The 18,645-nt window shown below is 54.1% G+C and carries 16 protein-coding genes and 6 pseudogenes; 14 read left to right on the top strand and 8 right to left on the bottom strand.

Annotation, left to right across the window (positions count from 1 at the left end):
- Nucleotides 1-146 precede the first annotated feature (146 nt).
- Nucleotides 147-1,562: an amino acid permease gene (locus tag L9059_RS02540; protein ID WP_247287016.1), complete on the top strand. Its 1,416-nt coding sequence runs from the start codon at nucleotides 147-149 to the stop codon at nucleotides 1,560-1,562.
- A 105-nt stretch (nucleotides 1,563-1,667) separates the two neighbouring features.
- On the opposite strand, the pseudogene L9059_RS02545 reads toward L9059_RS02540, so the two are convergent.
- The 3 genes and pseudogenes from L9059_RS02545 to L9059_RS02555 form a co-directional block, all read right to left on the bottom strand.
- Nucleotides 1,668-1,936, bottom strand: a pseudogene (locus L9059_RS02545) (nuclear transport factor 2 family protein); the annotation flags it as partial.
- A gap of 17 nt (nucleotides 1,937-1,953) precedes the next feature.
- On the bottom strand, nucleotides 1,954-3,213 hold the full coding sequence (locus tag L9059_RS02550) for a cation:dicarboxylate symporter family transporter (RefSeq protein WP_247287018.1): 1,260 nt from the start codon (nucleotides 3,211-3,213) through the stop codon (nucleotides 1,954-1,956).
- Nucleotides 3,214-3,326: 113 nt separating this feature from the next.
- On the bottom strand, nucleotides 3,327-3,752 hold the full coding sequence (locus L9059_RS02555) for a VOC family protein (protein ID WP_205893639.1): 426 nt from the start codon (nucleotides 3,750-3,752) through the stop codon (nucleotides 3,327-3,329).
- Nucleotides 3,753-3,956: 204 nt separating this feature from the next.
- Here L9059_RS02555 and L9059_RS02560 point away from each other — a divergent pair, with 204 nt between their 5' ends.
- Nucleotides 3,957-4,835 carry a LysR family transcriptional regulator gene (locus L9059_RS02560; RefSeq protein WP_247287020.1) on the top strand — a complete coding sequence of 293 codons (879 nt, stop codon included), beginning with the start codon at nucleotides 3,957-3,959 and terminating at the stop codon, nucleotides 4,833-4,835.
- Between the two features lie 48 nt (nucleotides 4,836-4,883).
- Here L9059_RS02560 and L9059_RS30815 read toward each other — a convergent pair whose 3' ends face one another.
- A complete protein-coding gene (locus L9059_RS30815) occupies nucleotides 4,884-5,045 on the bottom strand; it encodes a hypothetical protein (RefSeq protein ID WP_428480243.1) in 162 nt (53 codons plus the stop codon).
- Between the two features lie 137 nt (nucleotides 5,046-5,182).
- Here L9059_RS30815 and L9059_RS02570 point away from each other — a divergent pair, with 137 nt between their 5' ends.
- From L9059_RS02570 to L9059_RS02585, 4 genes are read left to right on the top strand one after another with little or no spacing between them, the layout of a single operon-like run.
- Nucleotides 5,183-5,866: a methylamine utilization protein gene (locus L9059_RS02570; protein ID WP_428480244.1), complete on the top strand. Its 684-nt coding sequence runs from the start codon at nucleotides 5,183-5,185 to the stop codon at nucleotides 5,864-5,866.
- Nucleotides 5,850-8,207 carry a putative bifunctional diguanylate cyclase/phosphodiesterase gene (locus tag L9059_RS02575; RefSeq protein ID WP_247287022.1) on the top strand — a complete coding sequence of 786 codons (2,358 nt, stop codon included), beginning with the start codon at nucleotides 5,850-5,852 and terminating at the stop codon, nucleotides 8,205-8,207. Before L9059_RS02570 ends, L9059_RS02575 begins: the two co-directional genes overlap by 17 nt.
- Nucleotides 8,208-8,212: 5 nt before the next feature.
- A complete protein-coding gene (locus L9059_RS02580) occupies nucleotides 8,213-9,076 on the top strand; it encodes a DUF3034 family protein (protein ID WP_247287024.1) in 864 nt (287 codons plus the stop codon).
- Nucleotides 9,076-9,495, top strand: coding sequence for a group I truncated hemoglobin (locus L9059_RS02585; RefSeq protein ID WP_428480245.1), 420 nt, complete (start codon nucleotides 9,076-9,078; stop codon nucleotides 9,493-9,495). The genes L9059_RS02580 and L9059_RS02585 overlap by 1 nt, the downstream gene beginning before the upstream one ends.
- A 216-nt stretch (nucleotides 9,496-9,711) precedes the next feature.
- Here the strand turns inward: L9059_RS02585 and L9059_RS02590 are convergent, their stop codons facing one another.
- Entirely contained in the window at nucleotides 9,712-10,584 is an 873-nt protein-coding gene (locus L9059_RS02590; protein WP_247287025.1) for a patatin-like phospholipase family protein, read from the bottom strand.
- Nucleotides 10,585-10,767: 183 nt separating this feature from the next.
- Here L9059_RS02590 and L9059_RS02595 point away from each other — a divergent pair.
- Nucleotides 10,768-11,004, top strand: a pseudogene (locus tag L9059_RS02595) (TonB-dependent siderophore receptor); the annotation flags it as partial.
- Between the two features lie 205 nt (nucleotides 11,005-11,209).
- On the opposite strand, the gene L9059_RS02600 reads toward L9059_RS02595, so the two are convergent.
- Both L9059_RS02600 and L9059_RS02605 read right to left on the bottom strand, forming a co-directional pair.
- Complete coding sequence (locus L9059_RS02600; RefSeq protein WP_247287028.1) at nucleotides 11,210-12,454, bottom strand: saccharopine dehydrogenase family protein; 1,245 nt, start codon at nucleotides 12,452-12,454, stop codon at nucleotides 11,210-11,212.
- 29 nt (nucleotides 12,455-12,483) lie between these two features.
- On the bottom strand, nucleotides 12,484-13,581 hold the full coding sequence (locus L9059_RS02605) for a carboxynorspermidine decarboxylase (RefSeq protein ID WP_247287030.1): 1,098 nt from the start codon (nucleotides 13,579-13,581) through the stop codon (nucleotides 12,484-12,486).
- Nucleotides 13,582-15,431: 1,850 nt separating this feature from the next.
- On the opposite strand from L9059_RS02605, the pseudogene L9059_RS30820 reads away from it, so the two are divergent.
- The 6 genes and pseudogenes from L9059_RS30820 to L9059_RS30825 all read left to right on the top strand — a co-directional run.
- Nucleotides 15,432-15,959 (top strand): annotated as a pseudogene (locus L9059_RS30820) (methyl-accepting chemotaxis protein); the annotation flags it as partial.
- A gap of 284 nt (nucleotides 15,960-16,243) precedes the next feature.
- The gene (locus tag L9059_RS02615; protein ID WP_247287034.1) at nucleotides 16,244-16,708 is read left to right on the top strand and encodes a thiol-disulfide oxidoreductase DCC family protein; all 465 of its coding nucleotides are present in this window, start codon (nucleotides 16,244-16,246) and stop codon (nucleotides 16,706-16,708) included.
- Nucleotides 16,709-16,853: 145 nt separating this feature from the next.
- A pseudogene (locus L9059_RS02620) lies at nucleotides 16,854-16,985 on the top strand (GTP cyclohydrolase I FolE); the annotation flags it as partial.
- A pseudogene (locus L9059_RS02625) lies at nucleotides 16,979-17,119 on the top strand (short-chain dehydrogenase); the annotation flags it as partial. The pseudogenes L9059_RS02620 and L9059_RS02625, both read left to right, overlap by 7 nt.
- Before the next feature lie 163 nt (nucleotides 17,120-17,282).
- The gene (locus tag L9059_RS02630) at nucleotides 17,283-17,723 is read left to right on the top strand and encodes a PAS domain-containing protein (RefSeq protein WP_247287036.1); all 441 of its coding nucleotides are present in this window, start codon (nucleotides 17,283-17,285) and stop codon (nucleotides 17,721-17,723) included.
- A gap of 35 nt (nucleotides 17,724-17,758) precedes the next feature.
- Entirely contained in the window at nucleotides 17,759-17,989 is a 231-nt protein-coding gene (locus L9059_RS30825; RefSeq protein ID WP_428480246.1) for a DUF7693 family protein, read from the top strand.
- Nucleotides 17,990-18,046: 57 nt separating this feature from the next.
- Here the strand turns inward: L9059_RS30825 and L9059_RS02635 are convergent, their stop codons facing one another.
- Nucleotides 18,047-18,268, bottom strand: a complete 222-nt coding sequence (locus tag L9059_RS02635) for a hypothetical protein (RefSeq protein ID WP_247288317.1) — start codon at nucleotides 18,266-18,268, stop codon at nucleotides 18,047-18,049.
- On the opposite strand from L9059_RS02635, the pseudogene L9059_RS02640 reads away from it, so the two are divergent.
- Nucleotides 18,204-18,573 (top strand): annotated as a pseudogene (locus tag L9059_RS02640) (IS30 family transposase); the annotation flags it as partial. The gene L9059_RS02635 and the pseudogene L9059_RS02640 sit on opposite strands and share 65 nt — an antisense overlap.
- Nucleotides 18,574-18,645 lie beyond the last annotated feature (72 nt).

Consider the following 18,645-nt stretch of genomic DNA (forward strand, 5'->3'; position numbering starts at 1 on the left):
CCAGGAAGCGCCCCGGCCAACTAGCCAGGGGCATTCCCCACCCAGTAACGCCTGACTCCGCCGTCAGTAGCCGTTTCATCTCTAACAAGAATCTAGACCCCAACTTCCTGCCAAAACTCAAAAACATAAAATCAAGAGGTTTTGAAATGAAATCAAACCCATCGGGGCTGGTTGAACAGCCCGCGCTTCAGCGCACGCTCAGCAATCGGCACATCCAGTTAATGGCCATGGGAGGGGCTATCGGTACCGGTCTGTTCATGGGCTCGGGGAAGATAATCGCCCTTTCCGGCACGTCGATCATCCTCATCTATATGATCATCGGCCTGTTCGTTTTTTTCGTCATGCGAGCCATGGGCGAGATGCTGCTCTCCAACTTGAATTTCAAAACTTTCGCGGATTTTGCCGGTGCCTATCTCGGGCCGCGTGCGGCATTCTTTCTCGGCTGGTCATACTGGCTGAGCTGGAGTGTTGCGGTGATAGGCGATGCAGTCGTGGTCGGCGGATTTTTTCAGTATTGGTTTCCCGATGTGCCCGCCTGGATACCGGCTGTAGGGATGCTAGGGACACTGTTCGCCTTGAATGTGCTGACGGTCAGGCTGTTCGGTGAAGTGGAATTCTGGTTCGCCATTATCAAGATCATTGCCGTCGTCACCCTGATTGGGGTCAGCATGGTGATGATTGCCAGCTCCTTCGTCTCCCCCAGTGGCGTCACTGCATCCTTGAATCACTTGGTGGATAAACAGGCTGCCTTTCCTAACGGTCTGTTCGGTTTTTTCGCCGGGTTTCAGATGGCGATTTTCTCGTTTGCCGGCACCGAGCTGATCGGCACCGCCGCCGCCGAAACCCGCTCCCCGGAGAAGACGTTGCCTAAAGCTATCAACTCCATCCCGGTGCGAATCATCCTGTTTTACGTACTGGCACTGACCTGCATTATTGCGGTGACGTCCTGGCAACAGGTTTCACCCGTCAAAAGCCCATTCGTAGAACTTTTCCTGGTGGCAGGTTTTCCCGCGGCAGCCGGCATTGTCAACTTCGTGGTTTTAACGTCTGCGGCTTCCTCGGCCAACAGTGGCGTGTTTTCATCCAGCCGCATGCTGTTTGGACTGGCCAACCAAGACAACGCACCGGGAATTTTTCGGCGGCTATCGGGTAACAGCGTGCCCCTGCTCAGCCTGGCGTTCACCACGCTGTTAATGCTGGTAGGTGTGCTGGTGCTGTTTATCGTTCCAGAAGTCATGACAGCATTCACCATCGTTTCTACCGTATCGGCCATCCTGGTGATTTTCACTTGGTCGACCATCCTGGCGTCGTATATTGCCTATCGCAAAAAGCGACCTGAACTGCATGCGAAATCAGCCTACAAAATGCCTGGCGGCGTGCCAATGGCGTGGTTCTCCCTGGCGTTTCTGGGCTTCGTTCTTTGCCTGCTGGCATTGAGACCTGACACCCGTATTGCCTTGATGGTCATGCCGGGATGGTTCATATGGCTGGCCATTGCTTACCAGTTGACCCGCTCCTGGAAACCCAAGTCTGCGACTGCGTCGGCGAGTCAATGCAACTAGTGTCCTTGGGTGACGACCTACCGAGCGAACAAGGACTACCCATCGTTAGACGATCGTCCACTTCCCTTCTACCTCCAGCAGGTTGAAGAAGTCGGTGAAGCGCTATCCCGAAACGTTGTCGGTATAGACCCGGGCACTGGCCGCAGTGCCCACGGTGTCGATGCGGACGATCGCGGCTTTGGCTTCGGGAGACGGGCGGCAAGAGTTGTCGATGACGTCGTACAGGTTCTGGATCGCGCCGCCCACCAGCTTGTCGCCGTCGCCCCCCAACAGGGTGGGCTGCTCATTGAACACGGCTTCATCAAAGCGCTGTCAGCCTTGGCACCACCTTCGTTGTAGTGGTTATGCCTGCAGGCGTTTTGTTTCCTGTCCAACGGCTACTCGAGAATCACTATGTTTTTTGCGCTAACGATTTGACTCGTGAAGGCTCAAGGGCCGCCCTCTCCCACTTGGCAATGACCAAGGGAGCGATGGCATTCCCCAACACATTCAAGGTGGTGGTACCGCTATCGATGATTCTGAAAATACCCGCGATCAATGCCACCCCTTCCAAGGGAAGACCGGCAGAAGCCAATGTCGCAGACAGAATAATGATGGCAAATCCAGGGACCCCTGCAGCACCTTTGGAGGTCAGCACCATCGTGACCACCAGCAGAATCTGCTGGGAAAGCGACAGATCGATACCATAGAGTTGGGCGACAAAAATCGTCGCCACTCCCAGGAAAATCGACGCACCATCCAGATTGAACGCATACCCCACCGGCACCACAAAACTGACGATGCGACGAGGGACACCGTAGCTCTCCAGCTTGCTCATCAGTTGCGGCATCACCGCTGCCGATGCGGCACTCGAAAACGCAAGAATCAACTCATTTCGAAAGTACTTGATTAGCTTGAAAATGTTCTCGCCGATCAGATAGCAGATACCGCCTAGTACCACCAATGCAAAGATGATCAGCGCCAGGTAAACCACGCCAATCAGCTTGAGCAAGGGCAATAGCGAGGCAAAACCAAAGGTCGCGACGGTAGCGCCGATCATGCCAAACACGCCTATTGGTGCGTAAGCCATGACGATTGAGACGACTTTGAACATCGCATCGGAAATGCCCTGCACCACCGCAACCACGGGTGCGCTTTTCTCCCTGGGTAGCGAGTTCAAGGCCATGCCGAATAACACCGCGAAGAACAACACCGACAGCAGCTTCGCTTCCGACATTGCAACGAAGACGTTGTCCGGGACAATGTTCTGCACGATGACGAGGGCTCCTTTGGCAGGCTCCATGGTGATCGCCGCAGTACTATGCGTAATGCCCGAAATATCAGTGCCCGCACCAGGCTCGAAGATGTTCGCGAAACACAGCCCGATTACGATGGCCAGGCCGGTTATCGCAAAAAAATACCCCAGGGATTTTAAGCCCATGCGGCCAAAGGACTTGTTATCTGCGCCGCCTGCAATGCCCAGAATCATGCAACAAAACACGATGGGGACAACGACCATCTTCATCATCTTGATGAAGATATCGCCAAGCGGTTTCAGGATTTCCGCGCTAACCCACGATTGATACTGCGGATGACTATTGAAATACCAACCGACGAGCACGCCAAGCAACAGCCCGGCAATGATTTGCCACACCAAGGGAATACGTTTCATGTCTAGTCTTCTTGTTGGAATGAAAGGACTGCGTTACAGAGCAGTTGCTAGATTCATGAGCTTCCAGCTCACTTGAGTTCAAATGGCACAACGCTGTTGTGCCAACACCTTTCTTATTTTGCGAAGAGCTGGCTCATATCCTTGAACGCCTTGAATTCCAATGCATTACCGCAAGGGTCAAACAAAAACATGGTGGCTTGCTCGCCGACCTGACCTTTGAAACGAATGTAGGGTTCGATCACAAACTCCGTGCCAAAAGACTTCAGGCGCTCGGCCAGCGCTTCCCACTCTGCCCAGCCCAGGATGATGCCGAAGTGCGGGACAGGAACGTCGTGGCCGTCAACCGGGTTGCTATGGACGCTTTCCTGGGAAGCGGTTTTTGGGTGTTCGTGGATAACCAGTTGATGACCATAAAAGTTGAAGTCGACCCACTGGTTGCTGGAGCGACCTTCTTCCAGGCCGAACACTTCGCCGTAAAAGGTGCGTGCGCCAGCGAGATCGTAAACGGGGATTGCGAGGTGGAAAGGCGAGAGGCTCATCAGAACTCCAATACAGTTTTTGTTGGTTAAGGACGCAGCGTATCAACGCTGGTCGTTGGTTTTTCGCGACGCTTCACTTTCCGTCGTCCCAGCGACATCGGCTCATAGGTTCAGGCAGTTGCCGAGGAATAGGCTCATCGTAGTCCGCCCACAAAAACAAAAAAATCAATATAATTTTCTTAGAAACACAATTAATATTTGTGAATGATCAAAGAACTCAAGACACTCATCGCCGTAGCACGGGAAGGTACGTTTGCCGCTGCGGGGAACAAAATAGGCCTCACCCAGGCAGCGGTGAGCGCCCAGATTCAACGCCTGGAGGCCGAGCTTGGCTTTGAGATATTCGACAGGAAGGGACGCTCAGCCCACCTCAACAGGATGGGTCATCAAATACTCCTGCAAGCGCAAGAGCTGCTTCGGCTTTACGACAATCTGGGCTCCACCACAGTCGGACTTCCTGCTAGCGTGCTGGTGAACATCGGTGCTATTGCTTCCGTACAGCGCTCCTATCTTCCGGATGCACTAGCCAAGTTCCACCAACAATGCCCGCAATGCCGAACCCGCGTAATCCCGGGGCTATCGATGGAGTTGGTGAACCTCGTGGATGCCGGTGAGATCGACATGGCCGCAATCATTCGCCCCCCCTTCTCGCTCCAGAGCGATCTGCGCTGGACAACGCTGGCACTTGAGCCCTACCGTCTGATTGTGCCGCGTGAATTGCCAGGAAAAGATTGGTCAGAACTACTTTCCAGCCAACCGTTTATTCGGTATGACCGATCCTCCTTCGGGGGAAGGCAGGTAGATCGCTTCCTGCGCCAGATGCATTTCACCTTGCGTGAAGTTTGCGAACTGGATGAGCTGGAGGCGATCATCAAGTTAGTGGCGAATGGCGTTGGTGTAGCGCTGGTGCCGCAGACAGCCACCCATCAGCAATGGCCCGTAGGTGTGCGAGCGCTCGATCTCGGGCAGCACACCTTCCACCGTGATATCGGGCTCGTACACAGGTCTCGACAAAGCTTTACCGAACCGGTGCGGATACTGGCCCAACTTATTAGTGAGCACGTTAAGACCGGCTCTGAATAAATCCACAAAGAAAAAAGGCCTCTCGTGCCGTTTGTACTCAAACCAAAATCACTTGGTCAGCCGGGACTCAACGGTCGCGGAGCCGTGTTCTGCGTTCCATTCCTTCAACCTAGTGTGATTACCACCGCTAGTTTCGATGTAGTGGTAGGTGGTTTCAAATGCAAAGCTATTCAGGTTTTTCCTGTGTGGCCGATACGCTGTACAGAGCACGCATTTTGGTGCTGCCTATTGATACCATGTCGAATCAAATTGAATGATGGCATTTGGCTTCATCTGGCCAATTATCGGCACCTACTTATCTCACCGGCAAGGACTGCCCACCACAATCGCTTTTGCTTGGAATCGGTATGGCCAGGATTTGCTCGCTTCTTTCGCTAGTTACAGCTTTGATGTGTGCTGATGGTTGGGCTGGTATAGCCAAGCTTGAGGTCGAAATAAACGAGCAAAACGGCAATCCGCTGCCCGATGCGGTACTCACCCTTCAAGGGCCAATTGGCCAGCCCTCAGTTCATCGGAACGCCGATATGGATCAGCGTTCTCAACAGTTCGCCCCGCATGTACTGGCGGTGCACACCGGTACGCCTATCAAGTTCCCTAACAGCGACAATATCCGCCATCAGGTCTACTCGTTCTCGCCGGCAAAACGCTTCGAGCTACGCCTTTACGAAGGCACACCGTCCGACCCAGTCCTGTTCGACAAACCCGGTGTTGTGGTGCTTGGATGCAACATCCATGACTGGATGCTCGGCTACGTTTACGTCACTGATGACCCACGTTTTGGTGTCACCGACGCTCAAGGAAAATTGACGCTTGATAACCTTCCCGTCGGTGTTTACCAGGTCACCCTCTGGCATCCGCAACTGATAGACATGCAACCCCTCAGTGCAGGCTCTATAAAAGTACCGCTCAGCGGGCTCAAGCAGACATTTGACCTCACGCTGGACCCAGCGTCTACGAACATACCGACCGCACCGGCACCGAATACCTTCGGCGACGCGTTCAAGCGAGCTGCCCGTGAAACTGCGCAATAGTTTTCAGGCTCAAGTCACTGCAGTTTTGATCCTGCTTTTGCTGGTGGTGATTGGCTCACTTTATTTCAGCGTAAAAGTGGCGACCAACTCAGCGGTGCGTAGCCAGGCCAATACTCAATTGGACGTCGGTACGCGAGTCTTCGAGCGCCTGCTGGAGGTGCGAGGGCGACGCTTGGCCGACGGAGTGCAATTACTCGCAGCCGACTTCGGTTTTCGCGATGCGGTGGCCAGCAGAGATTCTGCAACTATACGTTCGGTGCTGTTAAATCATGGCAAGCGCATCAATGCCAGTGACATGATTCTGCTCAGCATGGATGGCAAAGTCCTCGCTAGCACTCTGGACGATTTGGCGGATGGCTCGCTGTTTCGTTTCGACCAAGCTCTGCTCGAAGCCCGGCGCATTCAACAAACTATGTTGATCGTGCCACTTCAGGGTAAACCCCACTTGCTAGTTGAAGCGCCAGTGCTCGCGCCTCTACCGATTGCCAGGGTGGTGATGGGCTTCAGCATGGACAGTGCCTTCGCCAGGGAGCTGCGCTCACTGACCAATCTTGAAGTGTCGTTTCTGGCAGTGGATAAGCAACAGCCGGGGCAACTCGTCAGTACCCAACCGGACGTTCTTGGCCCAAGTATCACCGGTCTGATGCTTAGTACGTCTACGCGCGACGCAGTGCAACTGACGGAGCACTTGGAGCATAACTTCCTTAGCCAGTCTTTGCTGTTGGCTGGCGGCGCGGATGAGTATGACGGCCAGGTGATAGCCTTGTTGCAAAGCCCACTCGATGCTGCCATGCGAGCGTTTGCTCCGCTTGATGAAAAAATACTTGGAATTGCATTGGTCGCCTTGCTCGCCTCATTAGTGGGCGCTTTGCTATTGGCCCGAGGTGTGTCGCAACCCGTTAGATCGTTGGCATTAGCAGCGGAGCGAATCGGGCAAGGCGATTATCAAACCCCCGTAATATTGCGGAGAAGTGACGAATTCGGATTGCTGGCCAAAGCAGTCAACTCTATGCAGAGTGGCATCGCAGAGCGTGAACAGCAACTGGCTCACAACGCCCTGCATGATTCACTCACTGGCCTGCCCAACCGCGCTTTAGTATTGGAGCGATTAGGTAGCGCGATTGCCGCACAACGACCGATGGCATTGATCGTCTTGGGCATTCACAACCTACGGTCCATCAAAGAAACAGCTGACCCGGAAACGGTTGATCAGTTGCTCCGTCAAACCGGTCAGCGCCTGCAAGAATCGCTGCATCCAGGTGATACCGTGGCGCATCTGATCGCCGACGAGTTTCTGCTGTTGCTTGATGGCTTCGACAGTGATGCGGCTGTCGCAGTAGCTGACCAGCTTCAGCAGTTACTTCTTAAGCCCCAGCATATCAATGGTCACGATTTGGCTCTGGATTGCAGACTCGGGATAGCAGCATTTCCCGCTGAAGGACAAAGTGCACAGATCCTATTGGAACGTGCCTCAATTGCTATGAAAGACGCCGCGCAATTGCCTGGCCATTTGCAGATTTACCAGAACGGGCGTGACTTGGCTCACCGTCGTCAGATCACGTTGATTCGTGACCTGCGCCATGCTGCGAGCAACAGTGAACTCCTACTGCATTACCAACCCAAACTGGATATCCGTAAAGGTCACGTCCTCCAAGCCGAAGCCTTACTGCGCTGGCAGCACCCGCAACTGGGTATGGTTTCGCCTGCTGAATTCATTCCTTTGGCAGAACGTACTGGAAGCATCCAATTGCTTACCCATTGGGTAATCAACGAGGGAATGCGCCAACTCTCGGAGTGGAATCAGAGGGGGCTGCGCTTGCAACTTTCGCTAAATATTTCCGCCGATGACTTGCTTAGCGATGAGCTGGCCGCTCGGGTCTTGGCACTGTTACGAAACTACCGCCTGCCGGCAGAGCAATTGATATTCGAAATCACCGAAAGCGCAGTCATGCGGGAGCCAGAGCGCGCACTAAAAGTCCTGCATCAACTGCGTGATTGCGGCATTAGCTTGTCGGTAGATGACTTCGGTACTGGCTACTCGTCCTTGGCTCACCTAAAGCGACTCCCTGTACAGGAGCTGAAAATCGATCAGTCCTTCGTCCGAGACCTGGATGAAACAAGTGAGGATGCAGTGATCGTCCGCTCGACCATCGAAATGAGCCATAACCTTGGTCTTAAGGTCGTTGCCGAAGGCGTTGAGTACGCACATAGCCTTCGCTTACTCGAACGCTGGCATTGCGATACGGCCCAGGGTTATCTAATCAGTCGGCCACTTACTGCCGCAGCATTTGAAACCTGGGTGGCCTTGCCTCTCAGTTTTCATGCGTCCATGGTTCATTGATCGCCATGGCCTATCGTTTCTCTCTGTTGATCGGCTGTCTCATCGGCCTCACCCTCCAATCCTCCCTCGCTGATAATGGACGCCTGATTGCCACAGGTGGTGCCAGTAGCCTGGAGGGTGCAGCAGGTGGAGGTATTACACCGTGGGCAATCCTTACTGGCTACGGCGAAAAGAACGAGTGGGGCGCAACCGCGTTCGCCACTACGGTCAATTTGCCGGACTATCGGCTGGATGTTGCTGGGTTAGCTTTGGCCTATGACAACCGTATCGAGCTGTCTTTCGCCCGGCAGCGTTTTGATCTGGGGTCGTTGGTTCGCAAACTGGATCTACCTGAAGACACCCTGGGCCAAGACACCTTCGGGGTGAAGCTGCGTTTGTTTGGTGACGTGGTCTACGACGTTCTCCCGCAAGTGTCCCTAGGGTTGGAGTACAAGCATCAGCACGACTTTCTGATCCCAAGCCTGGTTGGCGCTCAGCGTGACAGCGACACTGAGGGATACCTAGCAGCCAGTCGCTTGTTCATAGGCGCAGCATTTGGCTACAACCTACTGCTCAATGGCAGCCTGCGATACAGCCGCGCCAATGAAACCGGGTTGCTGGGTTTTGGTGGTAACCGTCGTGACACTCGCAGTGTGCTGAAGGAGGGATCGATTGCCGTGCTGTTCAACCCGCACTTGGCGCTGGGCGTAGAGTACCGGGAGAAGCCGGACAACTTGTCGTTCGCCGGGGAAAGCGATTGGGCGGATCTTTTTTTAGGATATTTCCCCAATAAGCATTTGTCGGTGGTGCTGGCCTATGCGCACCTGGGGGAGATCGCCACTCTAGACAACCAAAACGGCACATATCTGTCCGTGCAGGGAAGTTTCTGATGCGGTTGATGTCACTGTTTCTCGTTTTGCTATTGAGTGCTTGTGCGCAAAAAGCTCCCCAGGATGACAGCCTTTATCAAGCCCTTGGCGCACATCTGGGCATCACTCGAATTGTTGAGGGCATGCTTCTAAACATAGCTCGGGACGAGCGAATCGTTGAACGGTTCCGCAAGATTGATATCCAGCGGCTGCGGGACAAACTGATTGAGCAATTTTGTGTTGAGGCGGGCGGCCCTTGTACCTATACCGGTGACAGCATGACCGAGAGTCACAAGGGGCAAAATGTCAGCCGCAGTGACTTCAATGCGCTGGTCGAAGACTTGATTGCAGCGATGGATGATCAGGGGATCGCGGTGCCGGTGCAGAATCGTTTGATTGCGCGACTGGCCCCTATGCGCGGGGAAGTAATTGAAAAGTGAGTTGGGGATTCGCCGAGAGTTCTGATAATCATAAGGGGCGAGGCGATAAAGAACCTTCACCCCTGCAGACAGATCATTCGTAACTATCGCAAGGATGGCAGTGCGTTCCGGAACGAACTGTCGATCGGTTAAGGCTCCCGCGATGTCCGGTCGAATAAACGCCCCTGGGGAAGCCTTGGCTTGGGCTTTTTTATACCAATACTTGTGAGGCTGAAATCACCGGTCATCAAAATGGTGAGTATGAGCCAGCAACGAATCGGGTATCCCATCGCGGATCAATCCGCCCTCTTCTATCCAGTCTTGGGTTGATTGATAAGCGCGTTGCAGCAGCTGATCTGTCTGGTTGAAATCGAACACCGAAGCGTCCAGTGGGCACAACGGGGGCACTACATGGATAGCTGCACGTGCGCTGTACAATTCGATGTCACGCACCAGTTGACGCATACTCATCAAGTTAAGCGTATGCAAGGCTAACGCAACGAGTCCATTGGGTGGACACGGGCAAGCGCAACCGAATCCGGTTGGCAGAACTACAACACGCGTTGCCCCCAATGTAACTGCACTAGAAATCGGCGTATTGCTGGTGACCCCGCCATCAACCAAGAACTTTTCTCCGACTCGTACACTTGGAAACACTAGCGGAATTGCAGCACTGGCGAGCAAAGCCTGTTCTGCATTACCACTGGACAGAAGTTCTTCGGCACCGCTGAGTAGATTGGTGGTGACAATATGCAGGGGTAGTTCAGTATCTTCGATTAATTCGACCGGCAAAGATCTGCGCACTAAACGATGCAGCGCCGAAGCACTCAGCAGGTGGCCGCGACGATTCAGAATGCCCTTGAAGGTGTCGAGTGCCGAGAACGGAAACACATCCGACTTACGTAAGCTGCGCCAGAAATCCGCAAGCTCGCCCACACCTTTAGCATTCGGTCTGGCTGCGAAGTAGGCACCGTTGATGGCTCCGACCGAAGCTCCAACTACCAGGTCGAATGAAACCTCAGCCTCAACTAGCGCCTGTAACATTCCGACCTGAACCGCACCAAGGCTCCCACCACCAGCAAGTACAAGCGCAGTTTTTACAGTTGGCATAAACGTACCCTCACCGATAACGCCCTCCTGACATTACAAGCCTAGCTGGCTGACGACCTTGGCGACGAGAATGATTTTGACTCGAAGTACAGACCTCGGTAAGCGTCCAGCCAACATGCATTCCGAACTCGCGCATTCGAGACCGGTGGCGTCCTAGTAGGCACCTGGCGGTGTGGCAGGTAGGGATGGATAGATGCGCGTTACGTGGCGTCGGTCTACGCCGACAACGCCAACACTTAGAAAGCGCCCTCTTACACTTTGTACGGCGCATTCGCACGTTTCAAAGTTGACGAACACACGGCGATTACTGCCCGCGTGAGCAAACTGACAAATGAAATCTATGCCAAGCGGGCCTACGGCACGGTGTATTACAAGGGCGCACCTCGAACCTTCGAAGTAGCAGTGGATACGCGTTTCTAAACGCGGTGCTGCGATGGTAGCCAAAGTCCTCCTCTTGCTTGCACCTACAGTCCTTAACTACGGGGTTAGATGCAGCTGCCAGAACGGAAGCATAGGTGGCGATGTCTCTTCGACATAATGCAAAAAAACATGCACAAACATAAACGCCGCTCAGTGAGCGGCGTTTTGGAACAGGCAATGAAACTCAGCCTCTATAATGTGAGTTTCAGGCGTTTCGGTTCCAGGGACGATCTCCACTTTCGTCCTTGATACGTGTCGGCAGGCCCATCACATCCAGCGCCTTGAGGAACGGCTCAGCCGGTAGCTCTTCGACATTGACCATGCGTTGCACGTCCCACTCGCCGCGGGCGACCAGTAACGCTGCGGCCACGGGTGGTACGCCAGCGGTATAGGAAATGCCCTGGCTGTCGGTTTCGCCGTAGGCTTCCTCGTGGTCGGCCACGTTGTAGATGAACACCTCACGCGGTTGACCATCCTTGGTGCCCTTGACCAGATCGCCGATGCAGGTCTTCCCGGTGTAGCCGGGTGCCAGCGAGCTCGGATCAGGCAGGACGGCCTTAACCACTTTCAGCGGCACAACTTCCAGGCCTTCAGCGGTCTTGATCGGTTGCTCGGAGAGCAGACCGAGGTTTTTCAAGACCGTGAACACATTGATGTAGTGTTCGCCGAAGCTCATCCAGAACCGCACATTGGGCACGTCGAGGTTTTTGGACAGCGAGTGCACTTCATCGTGGCCGGTCAGATACAGATTCTGCGAGCCTACAACCGGCAGGTCGTCGGTACGCTTAACTTCGAACATGGTATTGCTGGTCCACTGGCTGTTCTGCCAGCTCCATACCTGTCCGGTGAACTCACGGAAGTTGATTTCCGGGTCAAAATTGGTGGCGAAGTACTTGCCATGGGAGCCGGCATTGACGTCGAGAATATCGATCGAATCAATGCGGTCAAAATACTTTTGTTTCGCTAGTGCGGCATACGCGTTGACGACACCCGGGTCGAAGCCCACGCCGAGGATGGCCGTGATGTTCTTCCGTTTGCACTCATCCAGGTGGTTCCACTCGTAGTTGCCGTACCACGGCGGTGTCTCGCAGACCTTGCCCGGCTCTTCGTGGATGGCGGTGTCCAAATAGGCCACGCCGGTATCGATGCAGGCACGCAGCACCGACATGTTGAGGAAAGCGGAACCCACGTTGATCACGATCTGCGATTCAGTTTCGCGGATCAGCGCCTTGGTTGCTTCAACATCCAGTGCATTGAGCGAAAAGGCGGAGATGTCGGCGGGTACCTTGAGGCTACCCTTGGCCTTGACGCTGTCGATGATGGCCTGGCACTTGGAGATGCTGCGCGACGCGATAGCAATACGACCGAGTTCGTCGTTGTGCTGCGCGCACTTGTGGGCCACCACCTTAGCGACACCTCCTGCACCAATGATAAGAACGTTCTTTTTCAATTGCTTTCTCTCTCCTTTATTTGTCCGTTTTACGAAAGGCTGGACAGGTAGTCTTCATAACCAAATTCGCGAACCACTTCGACTGTACCGTCGAGCTGCTTAACCACGATGGACGGCATTTTCAGGCCGTTGAACCAATTCTTCTTAACCATTGTGTAACCCGCGGCGTCGATGAACGACAGTCGATCGCCGATGGCCAGCGGACGGTCAAATGGGTACTCGCCGAAGATGTCACCAGCCAGGCACGACTTGCCGCACACCATGTAGGTGTGATCACCCTCGCTCGGCGCCAGCTTGGCGTTGAGGCGATAAATCAGCAGGTCAAGCAGATGGGCTTCGATGGAGCTGTCCACCACCGCCAGGTGCTTGCCGTTATAGAGGGTGTCGAGCACCGTCACTTCCAGCGAGGCGCTGTTGGTAATCGCGGCTTCGCCCGGCTCCAGGTAGACCTGCACACCGTACTTTTGCGAGAACACCTTGAGCCGCGCGCAGAACGCGTCCAGCGCATAGCCTTCACCGGTGAAGTGAATGCCGCCGCCCAGGCTGACCCAGTTGACCTTGTGCAGCAGTTCACCGAAGCGCTCTTCGATGGTGCAGAGCATTTGGTCGAACAGGCCGAAGTCGCCGTTCTCGCAGTTGTTGTGGAACATGAAACCGGAGATCTGGTCGATTACGCCTTCGATCTTTACCGGGTCCCACTCGCCAAGACGGCTGAACGGGCGCGCCGGGTCGGCCAGCAGATAATCAGAGCTGCTGACTTGCGGGTTGACCCGCAGGCCGCGAATTTTACCTTCTGAACGCTTGGCAAAGCGTTGCAGTTGGCTGATGGAGTTGAAGATGATCTTGTCGCAGTTTTCGAGCATCTCCTCGATCTCGTCGTCGGCCCAGGCCACGCTGTAGGCATGGGCCTCACCTTCGAATTTCTGTCGACCGAGCTTGAGCTCATAAAGCGACGACGACGTGGTGCCATCCATGTATTGCTGCATCAAGTCGAACACCGACCAGGTAGCGAAGCACTTGAGCGCCAGCAGGGCCTTGGCCCCGGACTGTTCGCGCACATAGGCAATCTTCTGCATGTTCGTCAGCAGCTTCTGTTTGTCGATGAGGTAGTACGGCGTTTTGATCATTTCGAGGCCTCCAGCAAGGCCAGCCAAAAAAGGATCCGCATTGTGCCCAAGATGACTACATATCGAAAGAGCAGAAGTTAAAGTTCACAGAGTCAATATACCCAACTGACGCGAGCGCCCAGAGCGTCACTCACTACACCGCGTCACACACGTATATGAAAGCGAATGCAAGCGAGGGTATTCAGCTGTAGACAAAAAACGAGACCGCTCATGGGATCACCGTTGTTTTTAACAGTCTGTACCTGATCCGTCGTTTTTCCAGCAGCTTCCATCTGATAATTCACCGTGCGTCCAAATTACCAGGTGACCCCAGTCATAGATGGGAAGGGAACGGGGCCGCTCCATGAGCACGTATCTCGGCCTAGGCCCTGAAGGCCAAGAATGAGAGTTTTCGGGTCGTCCTAAGCATCGACGCAAATTGGGAGAAGCCATGGATAGGCTTGATGGAGCGATCTGCTCGCCTGTTGGTGCATTCTCGAAACCCGATTGCGACAGCCAGCAGCGCTTTCATTTTGCGAAAGGCGAAAAACCTATACAGAGTCAAATTCTTGTATAGGTTTTATGCAATGTATGTCACTCTGCCATCAGTCAGCTATCACCAGTTGCTCACGCTCGTCCCTCGCCAGGCTGTCGTCACTTTCAAATGGGCGGTAGAGGCGCACAAGCAGCCCTTGACATGGATAGCAAATGGAACCATCAAGTCCTGCCCGTACAGGGTCTAGCTAAGAGTTCAGTCTATGAAAAACGCAATCTCCCTAGCCTCGCGCATAGGCCTTGGCTTCGCCGTAATTGTGTCGTTGCTCATACTAATCACCGCCGTGGGTATTCAACGTGTGGGATTTATCGACTCCACCCTAGAACACGTAAGCGAAAATGCGGCGAAGATTCAACGCTACGCTATCAACTTTCGCGGAAGCGTGCACAACCGGGCCATTGCTATTCGGGACGCAGTGTTGGTGGAGAGTGATCAAGACTTAGCCGTCCACCTCAGTGAAGTTATCAATCTAGAACAGGCCTACTCCGACTCAGCTATACCCATGGATCGGCTATTCGCAATTGCGGGAGTAACATCGCAGGAGCAACAACTGTTAGGGGCGATTAAAGACATTGAAAAGCAAACGCTAGCTTCTACTAAATCGGTAATTAGCCTGCGTCGCGCCGGCGATATTTCTGGTGCACAGGCTTTGCTGCTACGCCAAACCTCCGGTGAATACAGCGAGTGGTTGAAACGCGTGAATGCACTGATTGACTATGAAGAAGCCTCGATCAAAAGCCAACTCAGTGGGGTACAAACCACCGCTAGTGAGTTTCGAGGACTGATGCTCATGGCCACCGGGATAGCGCTGCTACTGAGCATCATTTTGGCGATCTCTATTATTCGCTTCGTCAAGTCAACGCTGGGTGCTGAGCCGACTCAGGTGGCGCAGGCTATCCAACGGTTGGCCGCAGGCGATTTGCAACAAATGATTGTTACCGATTATCCGAACAGTGTGATGGGTGTACTGAAAACTGCCCTCAGCCGTTTGGCTGATACCATTAGTGAAGTACGCATTGCGGCCCAAGAGGTCAACAATTCATCTAGGCAACTGTTGACCACATCGTCCGCCAATAACAATCAGATCAGCCTGCAGACCCACGAAGCCGAACAGGTGGCAACTGCAATTACGCAAATGGCGGCAACGGTCACTGAAGTGTCAGGCTATGCATCTCAAGCAGCGGACGCGACGCGCCTAGCCGATGCAGAAGTTGTGAGCGGTAATCGCGTCGTTGCGGACACCACTGTCGCTATCGAACAATTAGCGAACACACTGGTTGAAACGACCAACACCGTAGAACAAGTGTCGAAGCGTAGTGAAGAGATTGAAATAGTGATCGAGGTAATCAATTCAATTGCCACGCAAACTAACCTGTTGGCGCTGAACGCTGCCATCGAAGCGGCCCGAGCAGGTGAGCATGGCCGAGGGTTTGCAGTTGTGGCCGATGAAGTGCGCTCTCTAGCTAACCGAACTCAGGAGTCGACGCGGGAAATTCGCGAAATGATAGGCACCCTGCAGAGCGGCACTGAAACTGCTGCACAAACCATGCGTAATAGTTGCGAACTGGTAAGCCACACCGTTGCGCAAACCCGCAACGCCCAGACGGCATTAGCTAAAATTAGCCAGCAAGTCGGCGCCATAAACCACATGAACGCCCAAATCGCCAGCGCATCTATCCAGCAAAGCGTCGTGGCCGAAGACGTTGCGCAAAATATCACGCGCATCCATAGCTCAACAGTGCAATCGGCAACGGGCTCTCGTGAAGTTGCAACGGCCAGCCAAGAGTTAGCGCTGCTTGCTGATCGTCTTACCCAGAAGGTCGCATTTTTCAGCGTGGCTTAGGCGAGCCCGCAGGCTCAGTAATACACGAACGGTTCTACAAAGCTCGTGTACGGAGCGAGTATCGAGGCCAGCGAGGTGGTCATCAAAGGCTCGCGCCACTATCTAGATGATTCCTTGGCGCTGGCTAGATCATGTAGATACCCAGCGATAAGCGAGTCCAAGAATACAGGCAAACCATCCCTGGATTGCGCGTAACGGCCAATCTCGCGGCAAAAGAATAGAACCCATTGTCAGTCCTTTTCTTTCAGCATATCGTGTGAAAAACCTATACAAGGTCGCTATAAATGCACAATAAAAATGTTTGGCCACTGACGCTGTACTTTGACGGTCAATGTCCGCTGTGTGCGCGCGAAATCAAGATCCTGCATCGACACGCCGCAGAGAGTCGACTGCTATTTATTGACATCAGCAGCGGTGCGTTCGATGCCAAGGCACTCGGGTTCTCGTTCGAGCAAATGCAGTCCTCGCTGCACGCCCGTTTCGCCGATGGCCGCTGGGTAACCGGTCTGGACGCCACCCTGTGGAGTTGGCGAGCCGCCGGTTTGGGTTTTTGGGCAGCGCCACTGACATGGCGTGCCACCCGACCGCTGCTTGCTTTAGGTTATAGCCTCTTCTGCCGCTTACGCCCCCATTTGGCGTGGCTTCCTCACCCTGATGGCCGCCGTCGCTGTGTCGATGACCGTTGCGGGGTGCCGGAGTCAAAACCCGCATCAGACGAGCGGGCCATTTTGAAAACAAAGCAGACCTAGAAAACTTCGCTTTGCCATTGGGCCGACGAAGAACCTGAGCCACAGATAATCTGGCGACCCCCTTGTTATCTGGTGCGCAGCAGGCACTCCCCTACTGCTAAGGATTGCCGGCACATTTGGTGCAGCATAGCTGCCAGGAATCAAAATGATTCCATCACTAGCCGAGCACTACCGTCAAATTCTCGTAGGCGTAATCGAGAACCCTGAACGTGAAGGACTGCTGGACACGCCCAGGCCCGCAGCCAAAGCGATGCAGTACCTGTGCAATGGGTTGGCAGCATCGGCGATAACCGTTTGGGCGGCTGGTATGCCTGTCGCGCCTCCAATGCCGCGCTCAACATGTTGATTAAAACGGCGGCGATCGAACTGGCGCGAACCCGCCCGCAAACCCGCTTGCTGAGTCTTCATCCCGACGCGTTGTGCGGCTCACGCCAGGGGGCCATCGAGTCGTTGCGCCTACCTTTCTCGCTGGCTGCGCCTTGGTGAGTCGCAGGGATGCTGTCGAATGATCTCGAAAGCGCTCAGAAGCCTCAAGTTGCCCTAGAATGATGTGACATTCACTGGGGCTCTGAAAATGATCAATGCAGAATTGCTGCAACTGGTGGTTGAAGCATCCAACGATGGAATCGTGGTAGCAGAGCAGGAAGGCGACGAGAACATACTGATCTACGCCAACCCCGCTTTCCAGCGCCTGACGGGCTACAGTATTGACGACATCCTTTACCAGGACTGTCGTTTTCTGCAGGGTGATGACCGCGACCAAACCGGCTTGTCAGCTATTCGCGAGGCGATAAAGAACCTTCACCCCTGCAGACAAATCATTCGTAACTATCGCAAGGATGGCAGTGCGTTCTGGAACGAACTGTCGATTAGCCCTGTGTTCAACGACGCAGATCAACTCACCTACTTCATCGGTATCCAGAAGGACGTCAGCGTCGAGGTTGAGGCTAGCGAGCGAGTGCGCGAACTAGAAGCTGAAGTTGCACTGTTGAAGAACCAACTGGATCAATTGTAACGCTAAGCCTAAGAACACTCAGAGAAAGAAAAACTTTGAACATAACCTCCCTGTCAACACCCGAGAGGTCTAACAGATGCTTAGGGGATGTCGCGCTTGGCGCACGCGTAATGAAGGGAGGCGGCACCCAGTCATTGAATGAGATCTATCACGACCTCATGCCCTTGGCGATTTATGGCTGGGTACTCACTCTCTTGAATGACTGTGACACCCTGGGCGATTGCGAGGATTGCAGGCCGCCTGAACGATCGTGCCAGCTCTCTTGAAATTTGGCAGCGTTTTAGCACTGATCCAGTGGAGTTTTTCAGTGGGTTGGAGAACGATCAGCCGCGAGTTGCGTCGCAATCGATCCCTAAATGGGGGGATACGTTGCCCACGTCGCACTGGCTCACACTCGTGAGCGCGGTAAAGTTTTCCGCTCTGCCAGAAAGTTGATTCTGGGCAACGAACGCTTCGAACTGGTGCTTCATTTGCTCCGAGAGCGCGGCGGTCGAAGGGTTCAGCACGGCGCTCAACGGCATGCCGCTGGCCGTTCGTAAAAGCATGACGTATGACCAGGGCAAGGAAATGACCAGGCACGGCGAGCTCACTCAGAAGACGGGTATCGCGGTTTACTTTTCTGACCCGTAAAGCCCATGGCAACGGGGAACCCACGAGAACACCAACGGCGTTGTCCGCGAGCTTTTTGCCCAAATGAACCGACCTGTCCAAGTACACCCAAGAGGAGTTGGACACGGTTGCTTATTTGCTGAACATCCGACCGCGCAAACGATTTAACTGGCAGTGTCCAATCGAGGTATTTACTCAGCTGATGGGCTTGCAACATGAGGCTTGTGCTTCAATTCAATAACCGTGTTGCACTCAGCTCCTGCAACCGCCCCCCCCCCCCGCAAGCAGTCCTTCAGCGACTTCAATAATGTGT

The sequence above is a fragment of the Pseudomonas violetae genome (genome assembly GCF_023072615.1).
In the GTDB taxonomy this organism is placed as follows: Bacteria; Pseudomonadota; Gammaproteobacteria; order Pseudomonadales; family Pseudomonadaceae; genus Aquipseudomonas; species Aquipseudomonas violetae.

Excerpts from the sequence above, each read along its gene's own strand:
- L9059_RS02580 (WP_247287024.1), top strand. The coding sequence starts at position 8,213 with ATGGCCTATCGTTTCTCTCTGTTGATCGGCTGTCTCATCGGCCTCACC.
- L9059_RS02540 (WP_247287016.1), top strand. The coding sequence starts at position 147 with ATGAAATCAAACCCATCGGGGCTGGTTGAACAGCCCGCGCTTCAGCGC.
- L9059_RS02550 (WP_247287018.1), bottom strand. The coding sequence starts at position 3,213 with ATGAAACGTATTCCCTTGGTGTGGCAAATCATTGCCGGGCTGTTGCTT.
- L9059_RS02570 (WP_428480244.1), top strand. The coding sequence starts at position 5,183 with ATGGCCAGGATTTGCTCGCTTCTTTCGCTAGTTACAGCTTTGATGTGT.
- L9059_RS02590 (WP_247287025.1), bottom strand. The coding sequence starts at position 10,584 with ATGCCAACTGTAAAAACTGCGCTTGTACTTGCTGGTGGTGGGAGCCTT.
- L9059_RS02630 (WP_247287036.1), top strand. The coding sequence starts at position 17,283 with ATGATCAATGCAGAATTGCTGCAACTGGTGGTTGAAGCATCCAACGAT.
- L9059_RS02555 (WP_205893639.1), bottom strand. The coding sequence starts at position 3,752 with ATGAGCCTCTCGCCTTTCCACCTCGCAATCCCCGTTTACGATCTCGCT.
- L9059_RS02605 (WP_247287030.1), bottom strand. The coding sequence starts at position 13,581 with ATGATCAAAACGCCGTACTACCTCATCGACAAACAGAAGCTGCTGACG.
- L9059_RS02615 (WP_247287034.1), top strand. The coding sequence starts at position 16,244 with ATGCACAATAAAAATGTTTGGCCACTGACGCTGTACTTTGACGGTCAA.
- L9059_RS02560 (WP_247287020.1), top strand. The coding sequence starts at position 3,957 with ATGATCAAAGAACTCAAGACACTCATCGCCGTAGCACGGGAAGGTACG.
- L9059_RS02635 (WP_247288317.1), bottom strand. The coding sequence starts at position 18,268 with ATGCTTTTACGAACGGCCAGCGGCATGCCGTTGAGCGCCGTGCTGAAC.
- L9059_RS02585 (WP_428480245.1), top strand. The coding sequence starts at position 9,076 with ATGCGGTTGATGTCACTGTTTCTCGTTTTGCTATTGAGTGCTTGTGCG.